Origin of the sequence: Mesorhizobium sp. M1312, from assembly GCF_040318115.1 — a bacterium.
Classification (GTDB): Bacteria; Pseudomonadota; Alphaproteobacteria; order Rhizobiales; family Rhizobiaceae; genus Mesorhizobium.
In genome coordinates, this window is record NZ_JAMYLQ010000003.1 from 352,196 (window position 1) to 375,388 (window position 23,193).

Sequence of the window (23,193 nt, forward strand, 5' to 3'; positions counted from 1 at the left end):
TTTAAGAGCCATCAGCAAAGCCGTTCCGCACGGCCCGGTAGAACAATAGCTTGGCTGCGCGGCGCACCTGTGGATCCATGCCCCTCGGGATGGCGCAAAGGAAAATGCAAACGTATATCCGCCAGGACAATGGATCGTGCCGCATCGCGCGAATGAGCAAGCGCGCTCCGCGTTTCTTTTCCCCTTTAACCACGCAATCATTGCCGGCCTTCGCGTACAAACGCGCGTTGCGCCGGCGCGCGAGGTGCGCAAGCTCCGGCCGTCGCATGATCCATTCTCGCGTGAGGCGTTCGGCTGCCGGCAGAAGCGTGTCGATTCTGCGGGTAGCGTTCGAGTCATGGCGCCGTTTATAGACGAGTGCTCCGGCTACATATTGAAATGTCCAACGCTCGGCTACGCGCATACAAAACTCTGTATCTTCGCCAAGCCATAAAGCCTCGTTGAACAACCCGATATCTTCGACAATCTGCCGCCGCATAAGGATACTGGAGGGAACAATCGGCCCATCAAGCAGAAAATATGTCGGCAGCGTATCACATTGGTCCCCACGATAGCGGCGCACGGCGACGTGTAGAGCATCGGAAATATTCGGGTCGGAAAAATCGACAAAATCACCATAGACAAGACCTGCCTTGCAGCCATTGCCAAAGACGGCCAATTGGCGCTCAAGCTTGTCCTCAGCCCAGAAGTCATCGCCGTCGAGAAATGCAATAAAATCACCGGTAGCATGTCTGATGGCAAGATTCCTCGCCGATGAAGGCCCGACACCCGCTGCTGTCAGCACATGTATGCGCGGCTCCCTGCGAGCCAGCGCCGCGATGACCTCCGCCGAGCCGTCGATCGAGCCGTCGTTGACAATGATGATCTCTTTGATTCGGCTCGACGCGGTCTGATTGATCACGCTTTCCACTGCCTGCACAATGAAGCGTTCTTCATTGTGGCATGTCAGGATAACCGAAACACTCATCTTGTGCTTCCTAGTAAGGGGCGCCTAAGAAGTCGAGGATGCCTCGTGCTCGTGGGGTAGACCCTCCGCGCCCTGTGTAATGATAGGCAAAGCCCGTGCCGCGTCAATTCAGGCAGGAGCGAGACAAGGATTAGCGTGACGAAAGCTCGTGTGCCGGAGGCTTCTGTTCCAACGTAAAAGGCGCAAGGAACAAGGAGCACGAGGGGCAGAAGCCGTGCCTGGGCCGCTCCGATCAATCCGTGAGAAAGGGCCCAGCTTAGAGTACGGCTTAAGCGAAACCATGCAGCAATCCATATGAGAATATAGAGGCTGAGCCCAATGATGCCGTTCTCGGTGAGGATGCGTTGAAACTCGCCATGTATCCCCAGCCGCAACTCGTCAGGAAGTCCGCTGAAATCCGTATCGATAATATTATTGAATTGGTTCGTTCCGACGCCCACCAGTGGATGTTCGGAGATGAGTTGTCTGGACAGAGTGAAAGCAAACGCGCGCTGGACATTGCTCGGCGTGTCACCAGGGGCATATTTCCCCGTCGCGGCCAAATATTCGTGTTGCCCCATGCTCAGCGGATTGACGATGGTCTGCAATTGCTTTTCGACATAGGCGTTGCCTACCATGATCGATAACGTGAAAAGACCCACGAAGCCGGCGGCGATCGCTGGTACCATCGCAGCGAGCCGTCCGCGCATAAGAAGCGCAGCGGTCAGAAAGAGATAGATCAAAAACGCCTTGCGTTCCCCAGATAGCACGAGCAGGGGAAGTATCCCCGCCCATACAAACCAGAGGGTGCGCCGCTTGGCCCGGTTTTCGAAGAGGAGGAGCCCCGCGAGCGCAATTGGAACGAAGGTGAACACGAGCCTCGGATCGAACAGATGCTTCCAACCGACCAAGTAGCCATGGGCGACATGCCAGGTGATCGTATAGGCGAGGATCAGCACCATGCCGAAAAGCAAGATGTTGACGGTCTTGTGCGTGTCGACCCGGCTGGCCTCCTGTGCGAAGGCGAACGCAAAGGCACCCACAGCGGACATCTGCAATAGCTCGCGCAGGCCGTTCTCCGCGTCCACGCTGAAGGCCGAGACCATGTGCCAGCCCAAAAAGGGTAGGAGCAGTAGAAAACCGGCTGAAAAAGCCAACTTTCGCCAACGCCCCGTCGCCAGGCCAATCACGAGCGCCAGCAATGTGATCAGCTCAAACGGACGCAGCAATACAAGACCTGTCTCAAGCCTGATTGGCAGGAAGAGGCTTAGTATCGCGAATGTGAGGAGATAACGCATCACAGCCCCTTCACGGCGCGATATTCTTTTAGCATGTTCTCTTTCCCGGAAACAGAACTTGTTGGATGTATCAATGCCAGCGGGCGGAGAAACACTTCACCCTGCTCCAGCCGACGACCTCATCGTTCCGCCCGCTGTGGCATCGCATATCGAAGAGGTTTCCGCCTGTTGGGAAAACTCACCCTCCTCGGCTGCGGGGAGGCTTACTGGTGGCAGAGCTCATCAGCAGTCCGACGAGAGTGATGACGCATCCTGGCGTCGCGCAGTCGATGCGTTCTAGCCGACGGTTTCGCTCTCCGGGGTCCAGGCTTCTGGCTGGTCGAGCACAGAGACCGCGCGAACATGGCAGCGAATCTTATGCCCGACATCCCGCGAGCTCAGCTCATAGCTTGTGCCGGTTTCGCCCACGATCGGAACGCCGTCACGATACCATAGACACTCTATTTGCGACGCAATAACGTTCGGTACGATGGTCAGCGCCTGGCCCGGTGAAGCCTGGCCCGAGAAGGCCGGCAATGCGCTGAAGCCCGTCGGGACCCTAGCCAGATCCGTTTCCGTCTGCCGGACCCTTACATAGTCAATAACCATGTCATACGTCTGCGACGGGTCCGGTTGAGCGCGACCTTTTTTTCCATCGTAAGCGAAATCCACGATGATGTATTTTTTTGCTGCGAGTTCCGGTGTCGTCGGAACGCGCGCCACTTCATAGCCGTCGATCACGAAATAGGTATAATCATCCTCGATCTGCGCATACCAAGTATGAAATTCGCCATCGTATACGTCGATCGTCCCCGGAAAGCCATTTGATGGATCGACTTGATAGCCGGCGATTTTCCGGTGCACGCCACGTGGCGTGATATGTGGATCTGCATAGCCGAGTCTGGGTTTGTGCACGTGCTGACTGATGTTGATATAAGCTCCATTGAGACCGTCATATTCCCAAAAGTCCGTCTCAAGACGATTGCGCGTCCGCCAGAATAGATGCTCCACGCCATACGCCCAAAACGCAGGAAAAAATCCAGGGCGCGGCGCTGCGATCTTCGGCAGTCTAGCGCGGATCTCAAAGATCCCCTTTCCCCAACACCGCCCCTGGCCATTGTTGTTCACGGAAGAGAATGCACCTGTTCTCCAACGGCGCTTATGCAAGAGCCGAAGCGCCAGCGTGTGGCTGGCGGGGTCGTGCACATATGACGAAGGCGACCCCGAGATCCGCTGGGCATTGGCGTCAACACCGACGTCCGACAGATGGCTCGGCGCATACCAGATGCTGCTTTGCGCGCCTTTGGAATCATCGACAACCGTATTGGAATTGAAGTCGTCAAGAAAAACGGTTGTGTAATCGCGGATCGGCGGCGCCGCCTCACCACGATGAGCATATCGCTCATCGCCGATGGCTGCCCAGGACGCCCACGAGGCTGAATCGAACGCATAACGTTCCGGTTTGTCGTTCGCATCCACAGCTGAAGGAGGGCTCTGGCGATAGGGATGATCGCCGGGCAGGGCGGATTGCCGGCCGACGCGCCACATGCCCCATCCCATCAGCATGTCGATCTGGGAGTCATTTAGTTCGCCTTGTCCGATGATGACGCAGTCGATCGCGACATCGGCCCTCATCGGATTGTTCACATCGCCCATGAAGCTCTGCGATTTCATCCGGTTGGGTGCCAATGCATAAATCGTCTGGCCGGCCGTCTTGACCCCATTCACCACGGCCTGCATCACGAATCCGCGGCGGTACCCGACCATGACATTCCAGTCGCCAAAATCCGTCGAGCATAGCCCTTCCTCGCTCTTGAGCTTGCCGTCATGGAGCCGCGAAACGAATGTGCCGGCCGAGGGCTTGAAACAGACCTGGGGCTGGCGATGCACCGGGCCACCCTCTGCGCCATTGACGCAAAGAACGGAAACGTTATTCGCGTCGGCGTTGACTGCCGAATTGCACCGGGCGATCACCAACCACCAGCGGTGAAGATACGGGGCATCGTTATCGGCGGGCCAAGTCAATGCCTGTTTCGTGCCCTTCTTGAAGAGAACGCCGCCGTTATTCGGAAGCTTTGTCGGGCGCAGGGAGGGCTCGGCTTGCATCGCAGCCACCGGCTTCACGCCGCCCGATTGCCACGAGGAGACTTCGCCTTCGGCCAGATCCTCCTGAAACCAGGATTTCACAATCATTTCCGGGAACAGACCAGGATGCCAGGAGTGAGCTTTCGGCTGCGAGCCTTGCGCCGGACCGGCGGCGCGAGCATCCCGTCCTGGGCGACCGGCGGCCGCCAGCACAAGGGCGGCGCATGCGGCCCGCGCCAGGTCCCGGCGAGAAAGGCGATGGGTCATTATAGTGTGCCTTACCTATCTCACATCGCGCCAATATCCGCTGGTTTCGAGCACCACGACGCCCGTTACCGACTATTGCGCTTCTCCTCGCAAAAACAATTCGCCGCTTTAGTTTGGCTTTTCAATGACGCTCTGCGGCGCCGAAGGGCAACAGAATCCTTCGAAACGGGAGTGGTCTGCGAGGATCGAGATACTATGGAACGAGCCGTTATCGTCATTCGTCGGTCGAGGAGGCTCGAACACACGGGTCAACATGATCGCTGCCTCTCTCTCGACGTAAGATGGCCGCAGACAAGTTCTGGCAATTCTGCTACAAGGGGCTTAGCTTGCTCCGAAGATCTATCCGCGCGCCGGATCCTACTTGGTCAGGTCGTCTCCCGCGAGTTCAATGTGATAAACTTCGCCCGTCCTAGTACCTCCTTTCAGAAATCGGATTTCCCATGCGTTTTCGTGTGGTACGAGTAACGCTTGCAGTGCTGTCCGGCACGCGGCGATGAAGCGGGCGCGCTCCTGACGATGGTCGACAACCAAAAACAGGCGCGCTACGGGTACAGTGACACGAGCCTTTACGACGCGAGGGTTAGGAAATACTATCGTCCAATACACTCAGACAGGTCAAATAGCGCACCGAACCGCAATCCCTGGACCCCAGAATGGATCGAGCCATTGTCATAAATTCCTTCGGCCGCGGCGGGTCGAACATTCTGGCGAATATGATCGGGTCTTCGCCCGGCGTCCTCATGACCTTCGATGAATTTTGGCAGTTCTACTACAACGGCGGCTGGAATCTTCCTCCAAAGGTCTATCGACGTCTGGGAGTCCGGGCGGGCAAGCTTGCCTCCAGGTCAGTGTTCTACGCGAAGCGATTTCAGAAGCGTCTGGAAAGAAGCATTCAAGCGTCGATCGCCGCTGACTACCAGCTGCGGAAGGAAAGGGGGCTCGATCTTGCGCTCGCGCGCCACGTCCTCTTCAAGGTGACTGAGTACGACATCTTCCTGAACTCTGAAATCGAGAAGCAGTTCGAAGAGACGATCTTCGTCGGGCTGGTGAGGAACGGCTACGGCCTTTGCGATTCATGGAAGCGCCGAGGGGTGCCGGCCATGATGGCGGGTCGAGTCTACAGCCACATTGCCGGCAAGATGCTTGAGGAACAGGCTGCCAGAGACAACTACTTGCTTGTCAGGTTCGAGGATATGGTTGCCCATCCTCTCCGCTTTCTGGATCGCCTGTACGGGCGCCTGGCGCTGCCGCGGCCCCGTGAGGACGGCTATATTCACAAGCCAAAGAGCTATGGGCCCGGTCAGGAGGCCGCCGCGTCTGCAAGTCGCACCATGCGCATAGTGGACAAAAGCTACTGGGCGTCACTCCTGGCCGAGAACATAAACGCTGCTGCGATCGAGCGACTGACGAGCGAGGACCTGAAGGACTTCAACAGGTACGGCTCCGGCGTCATGGAAACCCTGTACGAGGTTCGGTGGAGCAGCCCGGGCCCCTGAATTCGCAGAGGGTGGAGCAAACGACGAGGCCAACGGTGATAACGATGCGGGCCTGTGGCGACAGGCCCTCGCACACTGTAACTAGCGGATGGGAAATGCTCGCCGATGCGTCCGAATGAAGCCAAGCACGTTCAGACGATCTTGGCTTCGCTTCCGAGCGATCGGCTCCTCGACCGCCCACTTCCGGACGGTGGAACAGCCCCACGTCGACCTACTCGTGTTTCGGCCGCTTCGCGAGCGCGGGGTACGTATCCTCCATATCGATATGAAGGAAGAGGAGGGAGTGGACTTGGTTGGAGATGTATTGGATCTGGCCTTCCAGGCGCAACTGAGGACGCTCCATCCCAGGCTCGTCATGTGCTGCAACCTGCTCGAGCATCTGGTTGATCCGGGCGCATTTGCCGATGCTTGCGCCAGTATCGTGGAGCCTGAGGGTCTCCTGCTGGTCACCGGCCCGTACAGCTACCCCTATCACCTCGACCCCATCGATACGCTCTACCGGCCAGCCCCCGACGAAATCCGTCGCCTCTTTCCTGATTTCACCTGCCTGCAAGAGGCCGTCGTTTCGGACAGCACCTATCTGGACGATCTTTTGAGCCAGCATACATTACGGGAGCTGATCCGGCTGCTTACCCGGCATGTTCTAAGTTTTCCGTATCTCCTTCTTGCTGACTTTGAGCGTTTCAAAGCTCGCTATCATAGATACTTCTGGCTCTTTCGACCCTATTCGTCGACCGTGGTCTTACTGCGGCGCCCCGCTTGCGTTGATCAATAGATGATTGGTATCACCACGTAGAAGACCCCTTCAATCTTAGAGGACTAATATACAACGCGCTTGAATCCGTGATGACCACATCGGCAAAGTATTTTGACAAGAAGAATACCAACCGAAAAAGCTTCTATCCCCCCGCGACTCAGACCCGTGACAAACCAGAGCTGCAGATGAATATTGTTCTCATTGCATAACCGACGTGCGCCCGACTGCGCGATGTCATCGTTAAAAAAAATCTCCCGATCCCGCGAACGAAGTTATCCGGAAAGACTTGTGCTAGTCACTGCGCGATCGCCTCAAAGGTGTTTTCTAACTTGGTTTTTCCTATCACACAGGATTGGAACACGACCCATGCGCAACGCCTTAAGTAGGCAGTGATCGGCGAGAAACCTTGCAGGGGCTCGAGGTGATCCCGGCGCAGTACCGGGTGATGGTGACGCGCCGTCCCAAATATGCCTGCCGAGCCTGCGAGCAGGTGGTGGTGCAAAATTCGCGCATCTCAGACTCACATCGAGAAGGTGAGAGGAAGATCTTCGTATTCGCACGGTGGGGCGCCCCCGCACCGCGTCGCTGACCGAAACCTGGAAATTGGAAGGCGGCGATCCACGAGCCTACCTCGCCGACGTACTCACCAGGTTCGTCAACCTCTGGCCACCTCGCGTCTCGACGAGCTAATGCCTGAGCGCCCCGAGAATTCACGCAATAAACTAAACTCGCGGGCTGACACCAGCTCCGATCCAACTTCAAGACGCCGGCGCCGGGGCAAAAGAGCGCTTACTCAGGTCTTCTCGCCGATCACCTGCATAGGTGCCCGACAACAGGTGGAACGCGCCCAACCTATGCAAGCGCAAACAACGGTGCGTACGCCACTTCTATCCTTCTCAGCTGTTGGGAAATTGCGTTTGCACCAGCCGATGAAATCGAAGATCGCTCCTCCGATAGACACCGTGCTAGCTTGGCAAGGACCCGATCAGACCAACCAGCCTGCTGCATTCTTTCAGTTTCGAGCGGATAATCCAATTGGCGAAAGATCGCTGATAGTTTGAAGACCGACGGTTCGATGCTAACGACCGGGACACCCTCGCAAAGCGCCAAAATCGAAGCATGCAGGCGGCTGCTGATGACGGCATCGCATTTTCGGTAGATGGACCGAAGCTGCTGATATCGAGGCTGGTAGTTGATGACCGTGGATTTATCGATCATTCGACTCAAGCGTCTGGCGAAAGCCAAATCGCGATGCATTGCATTCGACACAAGAACGATGGGACGCCCGGTCTTATTCAGACCTTCTGCCAGGCGCGTCCATTCATCCACGCCCTGCATAGCCCCCAAGCCATTAACTGCAAGCCCGATCGCCCTGCGGGGTATGGCGCTTGCAGCCTCCGGCACCGATATCTGTGAGGCCAGAAATACCATATCCGGTGCCTCATGAATAATCGAATTCCGCACGCCAAGATCTATCGCAACTTCAACCGATTTTGCGTCGCGCACGCTCAAATAGCACAGATTCTTGTATACGTGAGCAATCAAGGCACCGAGAGCATTGTTCCCGATCTCGAGGCTGTGGTTGATTGCGACAGTCTTCTTTCCGCTTAACTGAGCGATTCGAAGCAACAAAAGCAACCGCATCACTTGATGAGGATCACCGGTTGGACAAATTTCCCCTGCGGGATTCCAAACGACTAAATCAGAAGTACAACAAGCTGTTACAGCGGTTACAGGAACTGATCTCTCGATTAGTCCCATGCCGGCCAATTTCCTACGCAACGCCAGCTTACGCTTTACTCTTTGGAAGGGACCACGAAGCTCCTTTCCCGTCTCGTCAAGCTTGACCAAATTTAACTCAGCTTTCGCTGGCAAAGGCGCGTCCTCCCTGCGAAAGCGCAATGTCAGCGCGTGAGCTAGTGCGTCAAACTCCTTGATCGAACCTCCACCGATGCTCCTCAGATCAAATTGTTCGAAAAAGCGTGGGTAACGATCAATAGCTCGAACATCCGCAGTAGGAAAACGGGATGTTACGTACCGTATGAACTCTGTAGAGAGTCCCTCATTGCCCGCATTTTGCGTATGAAGACGCGTTATAAGAAGAACACGAGGTCTCATATCAGTCCCGATCACATAGAGTAACGAGCCAACCGGCGAAAAGCAAACCTTAGCGACGGCAGCGTTCGAACTCCTTCTACACCAAACCACACCAAAGTTTTCTCTGGCAAGAGGTAGAGTAGCGCGAGCACTGAGTTCATAACAGCAATAGTGCCGATTGCGACAATGACAATGCTCGATTGCCCAACAAGCATAGCCTTTGTACCTACGCCGATGGCAACAACCACCAAGGCGAGAGACATTGGCATAACGTGAGCCCTAAGAATGGCACCGATACTCATTTCCATAACTCTGGAGACGAGTCGGACGGTGATCACAAAAGCAGCGCCGAAAGCCAGTAGCACCACCGTGCAAATGCTGGCGAGGCCATGATCGGAAGTCGTCAGGATGCCGAGTGCGAGGATAGCAACGACAGCGCAGTTATTCTTGATGATGCGATAGGGCTGCCCCAGCGCCTGAAGGACTGCGTAACTAACCCTGTTACCAAGCCGAAAATATAGGCTGGTCGCAAGAAGGGCAAAGGGCAAGACGGCCTCGTCCCATCGTGGACCAAGCATAATGTCGACAAGCTCTGGCGCGAAAACGATAGAAAATGCACTGGTCGGGATGGTGGCCAGAGCCGTTAAAGATAGGCCCTTCAGGAATCCGCTGCGCAGGCGTTCTCGGTCATTCTGAAGCTGAGCCATGGCAGGAAATGCAACAGTTCGGACGATGCCGTTGAAGAGATGCCCTGCATTTTCGCTGAGGAAAGCCGCGCGCGTGAAAAGACCGAGCGCCTCGGCGCCCATGAGCCGTGCGATAAGAAACTTGGGGGTATTGTTCACCAGGTATCCGAAGGGCTGCGTGAGCGAGAACCCAAGGCTCATCGGCCACAATTCGCGAAACGCTCGAGCTGAAAAGCCGGGCAGCACGAGAAGCTTGCGAGCAGCAACTCCGAAGGCAAGCGCACCAACAGACACTTCTGCAATCTGCATGGCGACGAGCGACCAATAGCCGAATCCGGCGAATGCCATGGGAACAGCAACGACGAAGACCGCTACGGAGAAGCTGAAGAGCGGGCGGAGAGAAACCGCCCTTATCCTCATGTTGCGCACAAGGAGCGCCTCGCAGATCAAGTTGAAGGCACCCAGCGGAGTCGTGAATGCGAGCAGTTTCACGACATCGGTTAGAGCTTCGATACGCATCAATGCTGCGACAAACGGCGCTGCAAGCCACAAGGCGGCACCGATCACGCAAGATAGAGTAAGAGAGACACCGAGCGCAGTTGCTATGTGATCTCGCTCGACGACCTTGCGCTGGACGAGCGCCTGGGCCAGGCCCAAACCATAGAGCATCGCCGCAAGCTCCACGGCGATGAGTGCGCCGCCGACGACGCCGTAATCCCGCGGCGAAAGCAGCCGCGCCAATATCGCAACCGAAATGATTTTCAGCCCCAGGCGAACGATCGAGGTTACGCCGGACCAAGCAGCGCCCTTCAGCATGCGCTCTGTCAGTTTGCGCGGTTTAGTTGTCGAGTTGCTGTCCTCAGTGTTTACCATGCACGATGCGCCGTTTGGGTCACCGGTAGCGTCTCCGCCGTCGTTTGCTGATCCAGCCATGAACATAATCCTGTTGGCGCCATCGATGACCGCGCCATTCCAGCTTGATGAAGGTTGTCGCCAATACATCCCCCTTCCGTACGAAGAGCCTCTGCTTGACTGCATTTCTGCCGGGAGCCGCCTCGACCAGCTCGCCACCGGCAACATTCAAGCGACGCCGCCCTAGGACGGAGTAAACCGCCCTTTCTGCTTTCCGTCCACTGGCCAAATATGAGCGCTCGCCTGGCAAAAGCAGCTACCAGAGGAATCTCCTCTTTGTACCGAGCATGTTGCTCTCAGACGTCACATGCTGCCGCATAAGAGTGGAGTATAGCTCCATTTGGAGCAGGGCGACGCTCTCCATGCTGAACCGCGCGGCGATTGTCTGTACTGCGTGCTGCGCCATCGCATTGCGCTCGGCTTCCGATAGGCCCAGCGCGCGAAGCAGGAGCCGGCTATACTCCACATGCGAGCGAGCCAAAAAGCCGCTGCGCTCATGCTCCACAATATCGGACGCACCGCTGACATCGGTGATGATCGGGACAACACCGCAACTCATGGCCTCGAGCAGGGCGTTCGACATACCTTCCGACACCGAGGTGGAAAGATAGAAGTCAGCCTTCCACAGGAATGGAAAGACATCTTCGACCGCGCCGGCGAATTTGACCCTGCCGGAAAGGCCCAACCGCACCGTCTGTTCCTCGAGGGCGGCGCGACACTGGCCATCGCCTAAGACGGTGAGTTGCGCCTGCGCCTCGGCGGGAAGGGCCGCGAACGCATCGATCATGTGCTCGAGGCATTTCTCCGGCTCGAGACGGCCAAGGCAGATAAAGCGTCGGGTGTCATCTGTGCTCGGCTGGCGGCGCGGCTTGTGGGGCAGATCAATCCCATTTGGAATCATGTGAATTCGATCCGCCTCGATGCCATGTCTCTTCAGGTCACCTGCGATTTGGCGGCTATTGGCGATGAAGGCCGAGACGTGCCGTTTGATCACGGACGACGCCCAGCGACCGACAATTTTCTTCTCGCGCACAACGTCGAGATCGCAACATCGTCCGCCGCGGCCCATTTTTGCGATAATGGGCTTGCGCAGGAGAGCCCCTGCCAATGCCGCCGGAAGGGCGTGAAGTCGGGCATGGATGATATGCACAACATCGAATTCGTCGCGACGCCGCAGCATCCAGATCACAAGCTGGACACACCACGACAGGAACGACAGCATATGCCGCCCGCCCAAATTCGGCGCGGCATGCAAGCGAAGGCGCTCGATGGGCACTCCGTCGATGGCGGACCGTTTCGGCGTCGAGTGTGACAATCTGGGTGCCAAAATGGTTACGGAGACGCCCCTTTCGATCAGAGCCCGAGCAAATCGCCGCGTCTGTTGTTCGCCGCCGCCATATGACTCAGGAAAATAGGTTGGGAGCACGAGCAGAACACGTGTGCTGGGAAGAGCTTCGGCTCGCGGGGTCTTCATCGGATTAGCGGCGGGAATTTCTGCTGCAATCATATCAATCCGCCGTATAGCGTTCCTGGAGCCAAGGCGGCCACCAAGGTTACAACCCCGTCCCATGTGCAAAAAAGAAGATGCCTTCTTTGGCATCTTACCGCCTTCCAGCGCGTCGATCCTCCTATCGTCTAGATCAACGCACTCCACTTCATGCCCGAAATCGGTAAAGCATGCATCGCTAACCCATCCGACAACCTGCCCGATCACTGTCAAACGCATAGGTCACACCCGTTCATCGCGGAAGCGCCACATTTCGGACAGGAGGCCTTGTTGACACTCCCTTGCTTGCCCGATGCTGGTCAAGAGCCTCGCGGTAAATGGCACCAATGCGCTTGCCCATCAGCTTGACGTCCCAGTTCGAAAGATCCGTCGCCGTGGCACCTTGGGCAAGGCAAGCCAGTCTTTCACGATCCTCCAGGAGGGCGGCCATGGCGTCGGCCATGGCTGCCAAATCGTCCGCGGGTGTAATCACACCGTTGATACCAGGGCGGAGCACTTCGCGAAGACCTGGCAGATCGCAAGCGACGCAGGGTTTGCCGCCGGCGAGATATTGCATGACCACGCGGGGCAATCCCTCCCGCATGGAACAGAGCAGGCAGAGATCCGCGAGTGCGATCAGCCGCTCGGGGTCGTCCCGATAACCGGCAAAGACCACTTGTCGCTCGAGCCCAAGCCGCTTGGCCCGCGATTCGACGGTCGAGCGAAGCGGCCCGTCGCCCGCGAGCACAAGCACCGCGTCGGGCAACCGGACGGCGACTTTGTTGAAAGCGTCCAGAAATTCCGTGTGTCGCTTGCGTGGCTCGAATGCCGCGATCATCAAGAGTACAGGCGGGCGCGGCGCGGCCGGCGTCAAGCGCAACAAATCGCGCCAATCGTCGGGCGGACCGGCGTTGCGAAAACGATCGAGATCGAATCCGGAACGGACGATATGATGTTTGTCTGGATGTCCCACTCCTGCGCTCAAGCACAAGTCACGGATGCCCTCGCTCACGCTGATGAACGCACTGGTGACTGGCGCTGCCAGCCTTTCCAAGGCGAGATAGGCAAACCGCTCGGCGACGCCGACATTGACAAAAGGCACGATATGCACGCCATGAACGATCGCTGGAACTCCCGCCCCCCATGCTGCGCAACGCCCGAGAATGCCTGCCTTGCTGGTGTGCGTATGCACGATGTCGGCATTCAACGCGCGGAATTTCTGGGTAAGCGCCAACAATGCCCGCATGTCGGAGACAGGCGAAATGGACCGAGTCAGGCCCGGGACGCCAATGAGTTCCACCCGCGGGTCCACTTTAGCTATGATTTCCGGCTGGACCGTCTCGCCATGTAGCAGGACAACATCATGCCCCCCTTGCGCGGCCCAATTGCAGGAATGGACAGTATTCTCATCAGCACCACCATTGATGAGACGGGTGATGACATGCGCGATACGCAGTCGACGCCCCAAGTCAATCTTGCCTTCCTCATCCCGTGCTTTCATATCGCCGCACCGATCGCGCTGAATTTATCCGTTGGGTGCGTTCCCACGCCCAGCCGCGCTTTTGGTCCATGCGTCCCGATATCGGTGCTACTGCATTGGAGTGACATGCCACGCCTCGGTGGGTGCATGCCGTATGGAGATGAACCCCGAATCCTAAGTGTGCCCTTCCTTCTTGGGCCATGGCACATGCAGTCCGTAGGGAGGTATTCCAACGGCTTCCAGTCGATCAGATCTAACTTGTTGGATTTAAACGTCTCAGAGAACTGCCGCTGTTACCCCGGGCACAGCGGAGTGATTATTTTGTGGTATACCTTGTACCAATACTTCTGCCTCACCGCGTTTGCGCGAAATCGGATCAGAACCGGACTCGTTCAAAAAAGTAGTGGAGGCAACGCTTTAAGGGACAACGCAGATAGAGCGTCGGCTGCCATCGACGTTCGGCTCGTGGCGCGGATTGCGCGGCAGATCGATCCCATTCGGAATCGGCTTCCAATCGGTCAGATTAGCTTGTTGGATTTAAGCGTCTTAGAGACGGTTCGCTGTTACCTCGGGCACAGCGGTGCGATTTTCTTCTGATATACGTATGTACTGGTACTTCTGCGTTTGCGCAGGAACCGGACTCAAAGAAGTCAAGGCAACGCTCTAAGGGACCGGGCGCTTTACCCGTCAGGGATGGGAGCCATGGGAGGGGGGCACCAACAGCTTGCGGATCTTTCGCGTGCCCCAAAGCTCCTTCTCGTCGATGTCCTCCGCCGGCAACTGCTTGAGGCGCGCGAGCGTGCATTGGATCAAGACATTGTCTCTTCCCTGGTCGGCGGATCCTACGGGGACTGAGTCGAGAAGCATCCTGGCTTGGTTCGCCATAGCCGGCCAGCTGGCCCTCTTCATCGCGCTGGTCTATCTCCTCAGGCTCGAGACTACTGCGCTTGTCCGCGTCCTGCTCGTTGCCCTCGCCGGCTGGTGCGTGCACTACTTCCTGCCACAGCGTTACCGGCTGCCGTTTTTCGTGCTGCTCTCGTTCGCGGCTATCGCCGCAGTCTTCGCGAACCTTGGGCCCAACTGGCACCACTGGAGATTTGAGGGCCTCATCGATGCCGCCTGGATCGCCGCCATTGGGCTCGTACTGATCGGAATTGTCCACCTACCCATCGCTTTTGGATGGAGAGTGCTGGCGCTGGTTGGCGCCGGCTGCGGGCTCGCCGCCGCACGAATGGACTGGATTGCGACCCCGTGGACGCGCGCCGTCTGGCCCGTGCTCGCTTCCATGTTCATGTTCCGTCTCATTGTCTATGCGTACGAAATGCGGCGCGACCAGAGGATGGCGACGGTTTCGGAACGTCTCGCGTATTTTTTCATGTTGCCGAACGTGTGCTTCCCGCTCTTTCCGGTCGTAGATTTTAGAACTTTCCGTAGCAGCTACTACAATGCTGACCGGCACTACATCTATCAAACGGGCATTCAGTGGATGTTCCGCGGCGCTTTCCATTTGATATGCTACCGTATCGTGTACCAGCGGTTTGTGATCGATGCTGCGGACGTACACAGTCAGATTGAGCTTTTGCAATTTATCATATGGCCATTTTTACTTTACCTGAAGGTTTCAGGAACTTTTCACATAATTACCGGAATTTTGCATTTATTTGGATTTAACCTTCCAGAAACCCACAATCTGTACTTTCTTTCCTCAAGTTTCACAGATTTCTGGCGTCGAATAAATATTTACTGGAAGGACTTCATAATGAAAATTGTATACTATCCATTGTATTTTCGTTTTCGACGCTGGGGAGAGAGCGTAGCGCTGGTCAGCGCGACCCTCCTCGCGTTCCTCGCGACTTGGCTGCTGCACAACTATCAGTGGTTCTGGCTACGTGGCACCTGGGTATTCACCTGGAACGACTTCCTCTTCTGGATGATCCTGGCCGTACTTGTGACGATCAACGCCCACTATGAAATGCGGCACGGTCGCACGCGGCGCCTGCGTGGCGGGGCACTAAGCTGGAACGGTGCGCTGCAGACTGCGAGCCGGACCATTGGCGTATTCGTCGTCATCTGCCTCCTTTGGTCGTTTTGGAGCGCGAGCTCGGTCCCGCAATGGTTCTCGGTCTTCGACACTGTGGGCGTGGAAGTCCCTGGCAAAATGACGCCCGCCCTCGTATTGGTCGCGGTGGCAGCTATCATCGGCATTCCTGCGCTTGCGCTCGCGCGCGGCGGCGCCGACCGCCAGTACAGTTTCCGACGGTCGGTTGCGTCGGTCGGTGTATGCGGGTTAATCGCGGTTTGCATCTCGCTCCCCGTGGTTCACGATCGCCTCGGGGAGACGGTCAGTACCGCAATGGCCGACATTAGAGTGCCGAACCTCAACAGCCGCGACAACGCGAACCTGGAGCGCGGGTACTACGAGAACCTCGTCAATGTCGGCGCATTTAACCCAGAACTGTGGATTGTCTACGGCCAACGACGAGACGAGGGATGGGGCAATTTACACAAGACGCCGCTGAGTGAGTTTACGGGTGCGCTTCCCACGATCTATCTGCGTCCACTCTCCCAAGCAGACTATAAGGGAAAGCGGGTCCATATCAACCGCTGGGGCATGCGAGATCAGGACTACGAGAAGATTCCTTATCCCGGCACCCTACGAATTGCAATCGTCGGCTCTTCGCACGTTTTCGGCGAGGGAGTCGCGGATGAAGAGATTTTCGAGGGCTTGTTGGAGCGGCGGCTGAATGAGCAGGCGGCCGACAGCGGGTATCGAGATTACGAGGTGCTGAACTTCGCCGTCGGGGGCTATGTTCCCCTGGACGTTCTGGCCATCACCGAGGATCGGGTGCTCGCATTCAAACCACAGTACATTTTTTACTTCGAGCACACCGCGCTTATTCCACGAATGCTAAAGCGTCTCGCGACAGCAATCCAGAATGGCTCCGCATATCGCTACGACTTCGTGAGCGACATTGTACGCGAGAGCGGGATCGATCCCAGCGCCGACCTCGAGGTGCTTCAAAGAAAGCTCACGCCCTACGGAGACAGACTTCTGCGTGCAATCTATTCTCGAATCGTGGAAGCTGCGAAGCGAGAAGGTGTCGGGGTCTTTTGGATCTATCTACCCAGACCAGACGAGAGGACCAGTCCCGAGCTGGAGAGGCGCATCGCTTCCGAGGCTGGATTCAACGTTCTCGATCTTTCGAACGTGTATGACGGGCACGACTGGCGGACCCTTCTTGTAGCACCTTGGGACGATCACCCAAACGCCGCCGGCCATCGGCTCATCGCCGACAAGCTTTACGAGGTGCTGCAGCAACACCGGGATCTAATTCCCCTGAACCTTGTGGTTGCTCCGCAAAAGGAGGAACAATGAACGCGATCCAGATCAGGACGATGGCCAGGGACTTCATATTGAAGGAATTCCTGCCTGGCGAAAGGCCGGAGAATCTGACGGATTCAACGGAGCTGATAACTGACGGCATTCTCGACTCGCTGGCGACGCTTAAGCTCGTTGCCTACCTGGAAAAATCCTGCGGTATCGAAATCGCCCCTGACGAACTCGTGCCGGAGAACCTGAACTCTATCGCCCAAATTGCCAATTTCGTTCAGTCGAAGCAGGCGTCCAGATAGAGCCCGCCATGACGGTCGCTGCCTTACACGAGTATCTGGAACAGAGCGCGAGGCGGTATCCCCAGACGTGCGCCGCTGTCGAGGTGAGCTCTGGGCGGCAGATCACCTACGGCGAGCTCGACGCGCTGTCGGACCAAGTCCGCGACCATCTGCGTCGGATCGGCGTCCGGCCGGCGGACCGCGTCGGTATTTGCCTTCCAAAATCGATCGCCTCGCTCGCTGTTCTGTTCGGCATCTTGAAGGTGGGCGCGGCCTATGTGCCCGTCGACTCTCTGGCACCGCCTGCGCGTAACGCGTTCATATTTAACGACTGCGGCGTGCGCGCGATTTTCGTGGAGGCGTCTCGAGCCGAAACTTTGCACTGTGAGTTGGCGCGCTTGGCTGCGGAACCTTGTCTCTTACCGCTCGACTGGTCTGACGGTCCCTCACCGCTCGCGACGTACCTGGCTCGCGTAGAGGCCGGCGGCTTGGCGGTGGAGGACGAATCGGCGCGGCCGGGGCCGGACAACCTCGCTTACGTGCTCTACACTTCGGGCTCGACCGGCCAGCCGAAGGGCGTGATGCTGACGCATCGTAATGGCTCGAGCTACGTGGACTGGTGCTCCGAGATCCTCGCCCCTGACGAGAATGACCGCTTCTCCTCCCATGCGCCTTTCCACTTCGACCTGTCTATCCTCGACATCTTCGTACCGCTGAAGCACGGCGCGACCGTATTCCTCATCGGTGAGGAGCTCGGCAAGAATCCAACCCGGATGGCGTCGGTTATCGCCGAGCGGCGGTTGACCGTCTGGTATTCCACGCCCTCCGTACTCACGCTTCTGGTCGAGCACGGCAGCCTTGATGCTCGCGACGACCACGCTCTTCGGTTCATTCTATTTGCCGGCGAGGTTTTTCCGGTCAAGCATCTGCGCAGGCTGAAGGCTGAGGTCCCACGCGCACGCTACCTGAATCTTTATGGCCCAACCGAAACCAACGTCTGTACCTACTACGAAATCCCGCAGACGATCGCCGAAGACCGCACGGCGCCGTTTCCGATCGGGCGCGCCTGCTCGCATGTTAAGGCACGCGTGATCGATGCGAATGGTCGCAACGTGCCGCGAGGCCAGGAAGGCGAGCTCGCAATCAGCGGTGCTCCCGTGATGCTGGGCTATTGGAACATGCCTGAGCGAACAAGCGCCGCTTTTCATGTCGATTCAAGCGGTCGCTGGTACCGTACTGGCGATGTAGTGATCGAAGGCGAGGGCGGAGTCTACACCTTCCGCGGTCGACGCGACCGGATGGTGAAGAGACGGGGATATCGGATCGAACTCGGCGAGATCGAGACGGCGCTCTATCGCCATCCAGCGATCTCCGAGGTGGCGGCGATCGCTCGCTCGGAGGAGTCGGGCGTCTCCATAAAGGTGTTCTATGCCTCGCGCGACGGCCATGCGCTGTCGCTCATCGAGCTGAAGCGGTTCTGCGCCCACAACTTGCCGGCCTACATGGCCCCGGACTGGTTCTCGCATCAGCAGTTACTTCCCAAGACATCGACAGATAAAATCGACTACCAGCATCTGATGAGGATGGAGTAGTGGATTTCGCGCTGAACGAGGAGCAGCGTATCCTGCGTGGCCAGATCCTTCGCTTCGCGCAAGATAAGCTCAATAAAAATGTCAGGCAGCGCGACCGAGACCAAGTGTTCCAGCGCGAGTTGTGGGGGGCTTGCGCGCAGATGGGCCTGACCGGCCTGCCAGTCCCCCAGGCCTACGGGGGACCCGGTCTCAATTCCCTGTCCACGGCCATTGCAATCGACGCGCTTGGCTATGGCTGCGAGGATTCCGGCTTGGTCTTCTCGATCTGCGCCCACCTTCTGGCCTGCGTGGTGCCGATTTGGAAGTTCGGCACTGAAGAGCAGAAGAATCGATATCTTCCGGGGCTCTGTGATGGCACTTTGATTGCAGCCAATGCGATGAGCGAACCGGAGTCGGGCTCCGATGCATTTGCGATGCAAACCCGGGCGGAGCCTCATGGCGACGGCTTTCTAATCAACGGCACGAAGACCTTCGTGAGCAACGGGCCGGTGGCGGATGTTGCCGTCGTCTTTGCTGTCACTGACCGCGCCAAGGGGTATTTCGGCGGCATCACGAGTTTCCTCGTGGACCGCGCGCTGCCCGGCTATCTGGTCGCGCAAAAGTTCGAAAAAATGGGACTGCGGACGTCTCCGATCGGGGAGCTTGTCTTCGAGGACGTATTTGTTTCGAAGGACGCTGTTCTCGGTGGAGTGGGCGGCGGCTCCAGGCTGTTCGCTCATAGCATGGACTGGGAGCGGGCGTGCCTATTCGCCAGTCATGTAGGCACGATGGAGCGGCTTCTGGAAAAGGCAGTGACCTATACGCGCACCCGGCGTCAGTCCGGCCAGGCCATCTCCAAGCACCAGGCGGTCGCCCATAAGATTGCCGACATGAAGATGCAGGTGGAGGCGGCCCGATTGCTCGTCTACAAGGCGGCATGGGGCCTTGAGCGCTCCCAGTCCGTATCCCTCGACGCCGCCGTTTCGAAGCTCTTTGTGAGCGAATCGCTAGTCCGCACTACGCTCGATGTCGTCCAGGTCTTCGGCGGCTATGGTTTCTTGAGTGAATTCGACGTCGAACGTGCCGTGCGTGATGCCATCGGCAGCAAACTCTATTCCGGAACTTCTGAGATACAGCGCAACATTATTGCTGGCTGGCTGGGGCTTTGATGACGGCTGTGGTCAGAATCTGTCCGTGAAGGGCGGCGTGTGCTGTCGCTGGGCCTGCCCTCCGTTCGCGAAAAAGGGCGACGCTCGATTTTGGTGAGGCAACCGCAGGGTGGTACTATCGCAACCCAAGGAGCCACCGTGGCGGAGGGGGCTTTTGTCGTTCGACTTGGGTGCGTCTGCCCGGCCCGTGGTCTCCGAACTTGCGGCTCAGAGGCGAAGAGCCAGACCAGCCGCGACGCGTGAAAGATAGGCTTTGTGGATGCGGCTTCTCTATATACATTCTGCGCACGTCCCGGCGCCGGCCGCCAATGCGGTACAAGTCGCGAAGATGTGCCACGCATTTCGGGTTGCCGGAGCGGAGGTCCTGCTAGCGCTCCCACGCGCCTCCATGAACGGGATCATTATGAAAAGATCGCGCGCGAATACGGATTCGGAACCGAGTTCCCATTCCGCGTTCTCCCTATACCCTTTTGGCCTGTGCCGGCCGGGAGCTTTTTTTGCTGTGTTGGCGCTTCTTGCTGCGGTCTGGCTGCGGCCGCATGTCGTCTTTACACGCTCGGCTACTGTAGCGCTTGTTTCTGCCGGACTTTTCGGGTTCACGACCGTTTTTGAGCTTCACGACCCGATTGGCAGTTTGAGCAGACGTCAGCGTCAGCGCCTTGCCAAAGTAATAGGCCTAGATGCATTCCGTATGCTGGTCGTCACGTCGCAACGTCTGCGGGACGACAGCATCCGCCTCTTTCCTCAACATGCGGGAAAATTTCTCATCGCGCCCAATGGCGCGGATCCTGTTCCGCCGAATGTCGAGCCATGCAGCCTCAGCGGCACGTTCAAGGTTGGTTATGTCGGACATCTGTATAAGGGAAAAGGCATGGAGATAATAAGCGCTATTGCTCCTCGATGCGGCTGGGCGACATTTCATATCGTCGGGGAACACCAGGCGATATAGAGTATTGGACATCGAAGCTGGCCAAATGCCCGAACACAGTGTTTCACGGCTACGTTCCTCACGCCGCGACATGTGCCTACCTGGCCGAAATGGACGTTGTGCTCGCGCCCTATCTTAGAAATGTAGAGGGCCAGGGCGGCGATCGAAATATCGCCGAGGGAATGTCGCCGCTCAAGCTCTTCGAATATATGGCGCATGGCAAACCCATAGTGTCCTCCGACCTGTCGGTTATACGAGAAGTTTTGAGGGATAGCGTCAACAGCGTTCTGGTGTCGCCAGACAATGCGTCCGACTGGGTCAAAGCTCTTCAGCGCCTGCGCGAAAACAACGCGCTTCGGGATCAGATTGGTCAGCAGGCGAAGGCAGACTTTCTGGCCAGGTACAGCCGCATCGCACGCGCAACCAACATTCTAGAGGAAATCAAGAGCCGGATGCCGTCGAGCGGAAGCTCATAGGACTGCACAATTTCTCGTGTTGAAGGCGGCTGCGCCGCCAAGCAAGCCTGCTTTCCGTTCGCCGCAATGAGCCCGTGGTCCGTCCTGAACCGTTGAATGGCAAGATCCGACCGCCCCCGGTTTTTTGCTGAGGTTCCGTCATGTGTTGCTCCGACCATCTCCCCGCGTCGCGTTGATATTCGCATTTGAGCCAAATTTAGCCTGCGAAATGCGCCACTGTCCGGCGACTGAACGGGCGCGAACCCGATTGCGGCGGGATCGCCCGAAGCATCAGAATCAAAATTATCCGTTCAATCGGTCGGAGGATGGACTACATATATCCACTCAGCTTCTTGAGAAGCTGGTATACATCAATAAGCGTTGCGATCCGCAAACATCAGTAGAGCAGTTTTCCAAATTATCTTAATGTCGAGAAGCATGCTCCAGGATTTTATATACCAGAGGTCGTGCTCAACGCGTTTTTCCATCCTCCAGAGTTCCTTCGTTTCCCCTCGAAAGCCGTTTATCTGTGCCCAGCCTGTTAGACCGGGTTTTACATGATGGCGATAAGCATAGCTCGCAATGGTCAAAGTATAGGTGTCGTCATGAGCGACGGCGTGAGGTCGGGGCCCAACCAGGGACATCTCCCCCCGAAGCACGTTGAATAATTGCGGCAGCTCGTCGATGTTTGACCGGCGCAATATTCGGCCAAGTCGGGTAACCCGCGCATCATTACGCTGAGCCTGGCGAATTTGTGTACCATTCTCCTGCACCGTCATCGATCGGAATTTGTAAATATTGAACGGCTTACCACCAAAACCTCGTCGCATCTGCCGGAACAGCACAGGGCCACCGCTCTCGAGCGCTATGGCACATGCGACCAAGGCCATCAACGGACACAGGAACAGCAGTAGCAGGGATGCAACAGCAATGTCGAACAACCGCTTGAGCAGGCGTTCGGCAGGCCTCAACGGCACACGCTGGACTTCGAAGGCTCGCTGCCAGCCGGTGTGCAGCGGGCTTCCAGCCAGAATTCTATCTATGTAGGCGTCGGCGAAAAGATAAATCGGCAGCGGGAGGCGGGACATTTCCTCCAGGATGCGTTCGATCAACTTCCGCTGGTCCCAAGAGCAAAAGAGATAAACTGCCCCATACGAGCCACTACGGAACGCAGCCTGTGCAGCTGCGACGGCGGCATGCACCGATCGTGCTGCGATCGTGCCATCATCGTTCTCGATGTTCGAAACACCCCAAACCGCGATGCCCTGTTGCCCAAGCTTATTAATTATCCCCTGTTCCTTTCCAGGAACGCCAGAGTAAAACAGATAAACTGTGCGCAACACGAGTTTCTCAGCCGCCAGAAGCCGTTTCAGCCCACGCGCTAGAACCGCGTGGCCAGGCAGCAGGATTGGGAATCCGACCGCAAACGCCAGCGTCAAGGAGCCGCGCGAGAACGTCGACGTCGTCTTCGTGAGAAAGGCGAGCCAGAGAATTGAAAAGAAAACAAACAGCCAGCCGCCAAAGAGTGTTTTGATCCTGCAGTGGTCGTCCAGGATGCCACTAACCGTGTAGGCGCCCCTGGCGGTCATGAATGCGACCAGCAACAGGCCGGCGGTAACACTTAGGCAGATCGAATCCCAGATATCTGGCGGCCTCACGCCGAAGGCCCTATGGTAGAACTCAATTGACGCAAGAAGTATTGTCTGTCCAAGGAGGAAATCAGCAGTTGCGAGAAACACGCAAACTGCTCCCACGGGAAGCCGTAGCGGCTCTACGCTCCGCTTCCAGAGTGCACGCGACGCCTCGGTTGGTGCATGCCGCATAGAGACGAACCCCCGAATCCTGTTGCATCCCTTCTCCTTCTTGGGTCATGGCACACGCCATCCCATAAGGAGGGGTTCTCCCAACGGCTTCCAGTCGGTCAGATTTGATTTAAACTCTCTCAGAGAGATTTAAACTCTCTCAGAGA

General features: G+C 57.2%; 16 protein-coding genes and 1 pseudogene. 9 read left to right on the plus strand and 8 right to left on the minus strand.

The window, feature by feature from the left end; genetic code table 11:
• Position 1: 1 nt before the first annotated feature.
• The 3 genes from NKH36_RS06855 to NKH36_RS06865 form a co-directional block, all read right to left on the minus strand.
• Complete coding sequence (locus NKH36_RS06855; RefSeq protein WP_352960874.1) at positions 2 to 967, minus strand: glycosyltransferase family 2 protein; 966 nt, start codon at positions 965 to 967, stop codon at positions 2 to 4.
• Positions 964 to 2,244, minus strand: coding sequence for an O-antigen ligase family protein (locus NKH36_RS06860; protein ID WP_352960876.1), 1,281 nt, complete (start codon positions 2,242 to 2,244; stop codon positions 964 to 966). The genes NKH36_RS06855 and NKH36_RS06860 overlap by 4 nt, the downstream gene beginning before the upstream one ends.
• A 276-nt stretch (positions 2,245 to 2,520) precedes the next feature.
• Positions 2,521 to 4,575, minus strand: a complete 2,055-nt coding sequence (locus NKH36_RS06865; protein ID WP_352960878.1) for a hypothetical protein — start codon at positions 4,573 to 4,575, stop codon at positions 2,521 to 2,523.
• A 653-nt stretch (positions 4,576 to 5,228) separates the two neighbouring features.
• Between NKH36_RS06865 and NKH36_RS06870 the strand changes: the two genes are divergently transcribed.
• The 3 genes and pseudogenes from NKH36_RS06870 to NKH36_RS06880 all read left to right on the plus strand — a co-directional run.
• Positions 5,229 to 6,071 carry a hypothetical protein gene (locus NKH36_RS06870; protein WP_352960880.1) on the plus strand — a complete coding sequence of 281 codons (843 nt, stop codon included), beginning with the start codon at positions 5,229 to 5,231 and terminating at the stop codon, positions 6,069 to 6,071.
• A gap of 304 nt (positions 6,072 to 6,375) precedes the next feature.
• A complete protein-coding gene (locus NKH36_RS06875) occupies positions 6,376 to 6,846 on the plus strand; it encodes a class I SAM-dependent methyltransferase (RefSeq protein ID WP_352960882.1) in 471 nt (156 codons plus the stop codon).
• 364 nt (positions 6,847 to 7,210) lie between these two features.
• A pseudogene (locus tag NKH36_RS06880) lies at positions 7,211 to 7,330 on the plus strand (IS66 family transposase zinc-finger binding domain-containing protein); the annotation flags it as partial.
• Positions 7,331 to 7,680: 350 nt separating this feature from the next.
• Here NKH36_RS06880 and NKH36_RS06890 read toward each other — a convergent pair.
• The 4 genes from NKH36_RS06890 to NKH36_RS06905 all read right to left on the minus strand — a co-directional run bounded on the left by NKH36_RS06890 (position 7,681) and on the right by NKH36_RS06905 (position 13,510).
• The gene (locus NKH36_RS06890) at positions 7,681 to 8,703 is read right to left on the minus strand and encodes a polysaccharide pyruvyl transferase family protein (protein ID WP_352960924.1); all 1,023 of its coding nucleotides are present in this window, start codon (positions 8,701 to 8,703) and stop codon (positions 7,681 to 7,683) included.
• Between the two features lie 254 nt (positions 8,704 to 8,957).
• Complete coding sequence (locus tag NKH36_RS06895) at positions 8,958 to 10,544, minus strand: lipopolysaccharide biosynthesis protein (RefSeq protein ID WP_352960884.1); 1,587 nt, start codon at positions 10,542 to 10,544, stop codon at positions 8,958 to 8,960.
• Positions 10,545 to 10,779: 235 nt separating this feature from the next.
• On the minus strand, positions 10,780 to 12,030 hold the full coding sequence (locus NKH36_RS06900; protein WP_352960886.1) for a glycosyltransferase: 1,251 nt from the start codon (positions 12,028 to 12,030) through the stop codon (positions 10,780 to 10,782).
• Positions 12,031 to 12,262: 232 nt separating this feature from the next.
• On the minus strand, positions 12,263 to 13,510 hold the full coding sequence (locus NKH36_RS06905) for a glycosyltransferase (RefSeq protein ID WP_352960888.1): 1,248 nt from the start codon (positions 13,508 to 13,510) through the stop codon (positions 12,263 to 12,265).
• A gap of 778 nt (positions 13,511 to 14,288) precedes the next feature.
• Between NKH36_RS06905 and NKH36_RS06910 the strand changes: the two genes are divergently transcribed.
• The 6 genes from NKH36_RS06910 (at position 14,289) to NKH36_RS06935 (ending at position 21,245) form a co-directional block, all read left to right on the plus strand.
• Positions 14,289 to 16,865, plus strand: coding sequence for an SGNH/GDSL hydrolase family protein (locus NKH36_RS06910; protein WP_352960890.1), 2,577 nt, complete (start codon positions 14,289 to 14,291; stop codon positions 16,863 to 16,865).
• Positions 16,862 to 17,122, plus strand: a complete 261-nt coding sequence (locus NKH36_RS06915; RefSeq protein WP_352960892.1) for an acyl carrier protein — start codon at positions 16,862 to 16,864, stop codon at positions 17,120 to 17,122. The genes NKH36_RS06910 and NKH36_RS06915 overlap by 4 nt, the downstream gene beginning before the upstream one ends.
• Positions 17,123 to 17,130: 8 nt before the next feature.
• Positions 17,131 to 18,693 carry an amino acid adenylation domain-containing protein gene (locus NKH36_RS06920; protein ID WP_352960894.1) on the plus strand — a complete coding sequence of 521 codons (1,563 nt, stop codon included), beginning with the start codon at positions 17,131 to 17,133 and terminating at the stop codon, positions 18,691 to 18,693.
• Positions 18,693 to 19,841, plus strand: coding sequence for an acyl-CoA dehydrogenase family protein (locus NKH36_RS06925; RefSeq protein WP_352960896.1), 1,149 nt, complete (start codon positions 18,693 to 18,695; stop codon positions 19,839 to 19,841). Before NKH36_RS06920 ends, NKH36_RS06925 begins: the two co-directional genes overlap by 1 nt.
• Before the next feature lie 388 nt (positions 19,842 to 20,229).
• A complete protein-coding gene (locus NKH36_RS06930; RefSeq protein ID WP_352960897.1) occupies positions 20,230 to 20,790 on the plus strand; it encodes a glycosyltransferase family protein in 561 nt (186 codons plus the stop codon).
• On the plus strand, positions 20,742 to 21,245 hold the full coding sequence (locus tag NKH36_RS06935; RefSeq protein ID WP_352960899.1) for a glycosyltransferase: 504 nt from the start codon (positions 20,742 to 20,744) through the stop codon (positions 21,243 to 21,245). Before NKH36_RS06930 ends, NKH36_RS06935 begins: the two co-directional genes overlap by 49 nt.
• Positions 21,246 to 21,595: 350 nt before the next feature.
• Here NKH36_RS06935 and NKH36_RS06940 read toward each other — a convergent pair whose 3' ends face one another.
• On the minus strand, positions 21,596 to 22,963 hold the full coding sequence (locus tag NKH36_RS06940; protein ID WP_352960901.1) for an undecaprenyl-phosphate glucose phosphotransferase: 1,368 nt from the start codon (positions 22,961 to 22,963) through the stop codon (positions 21,596 to 21,598).
• Positions 22,964 to 23,193 lie beyond the last annotated feature (230 nt).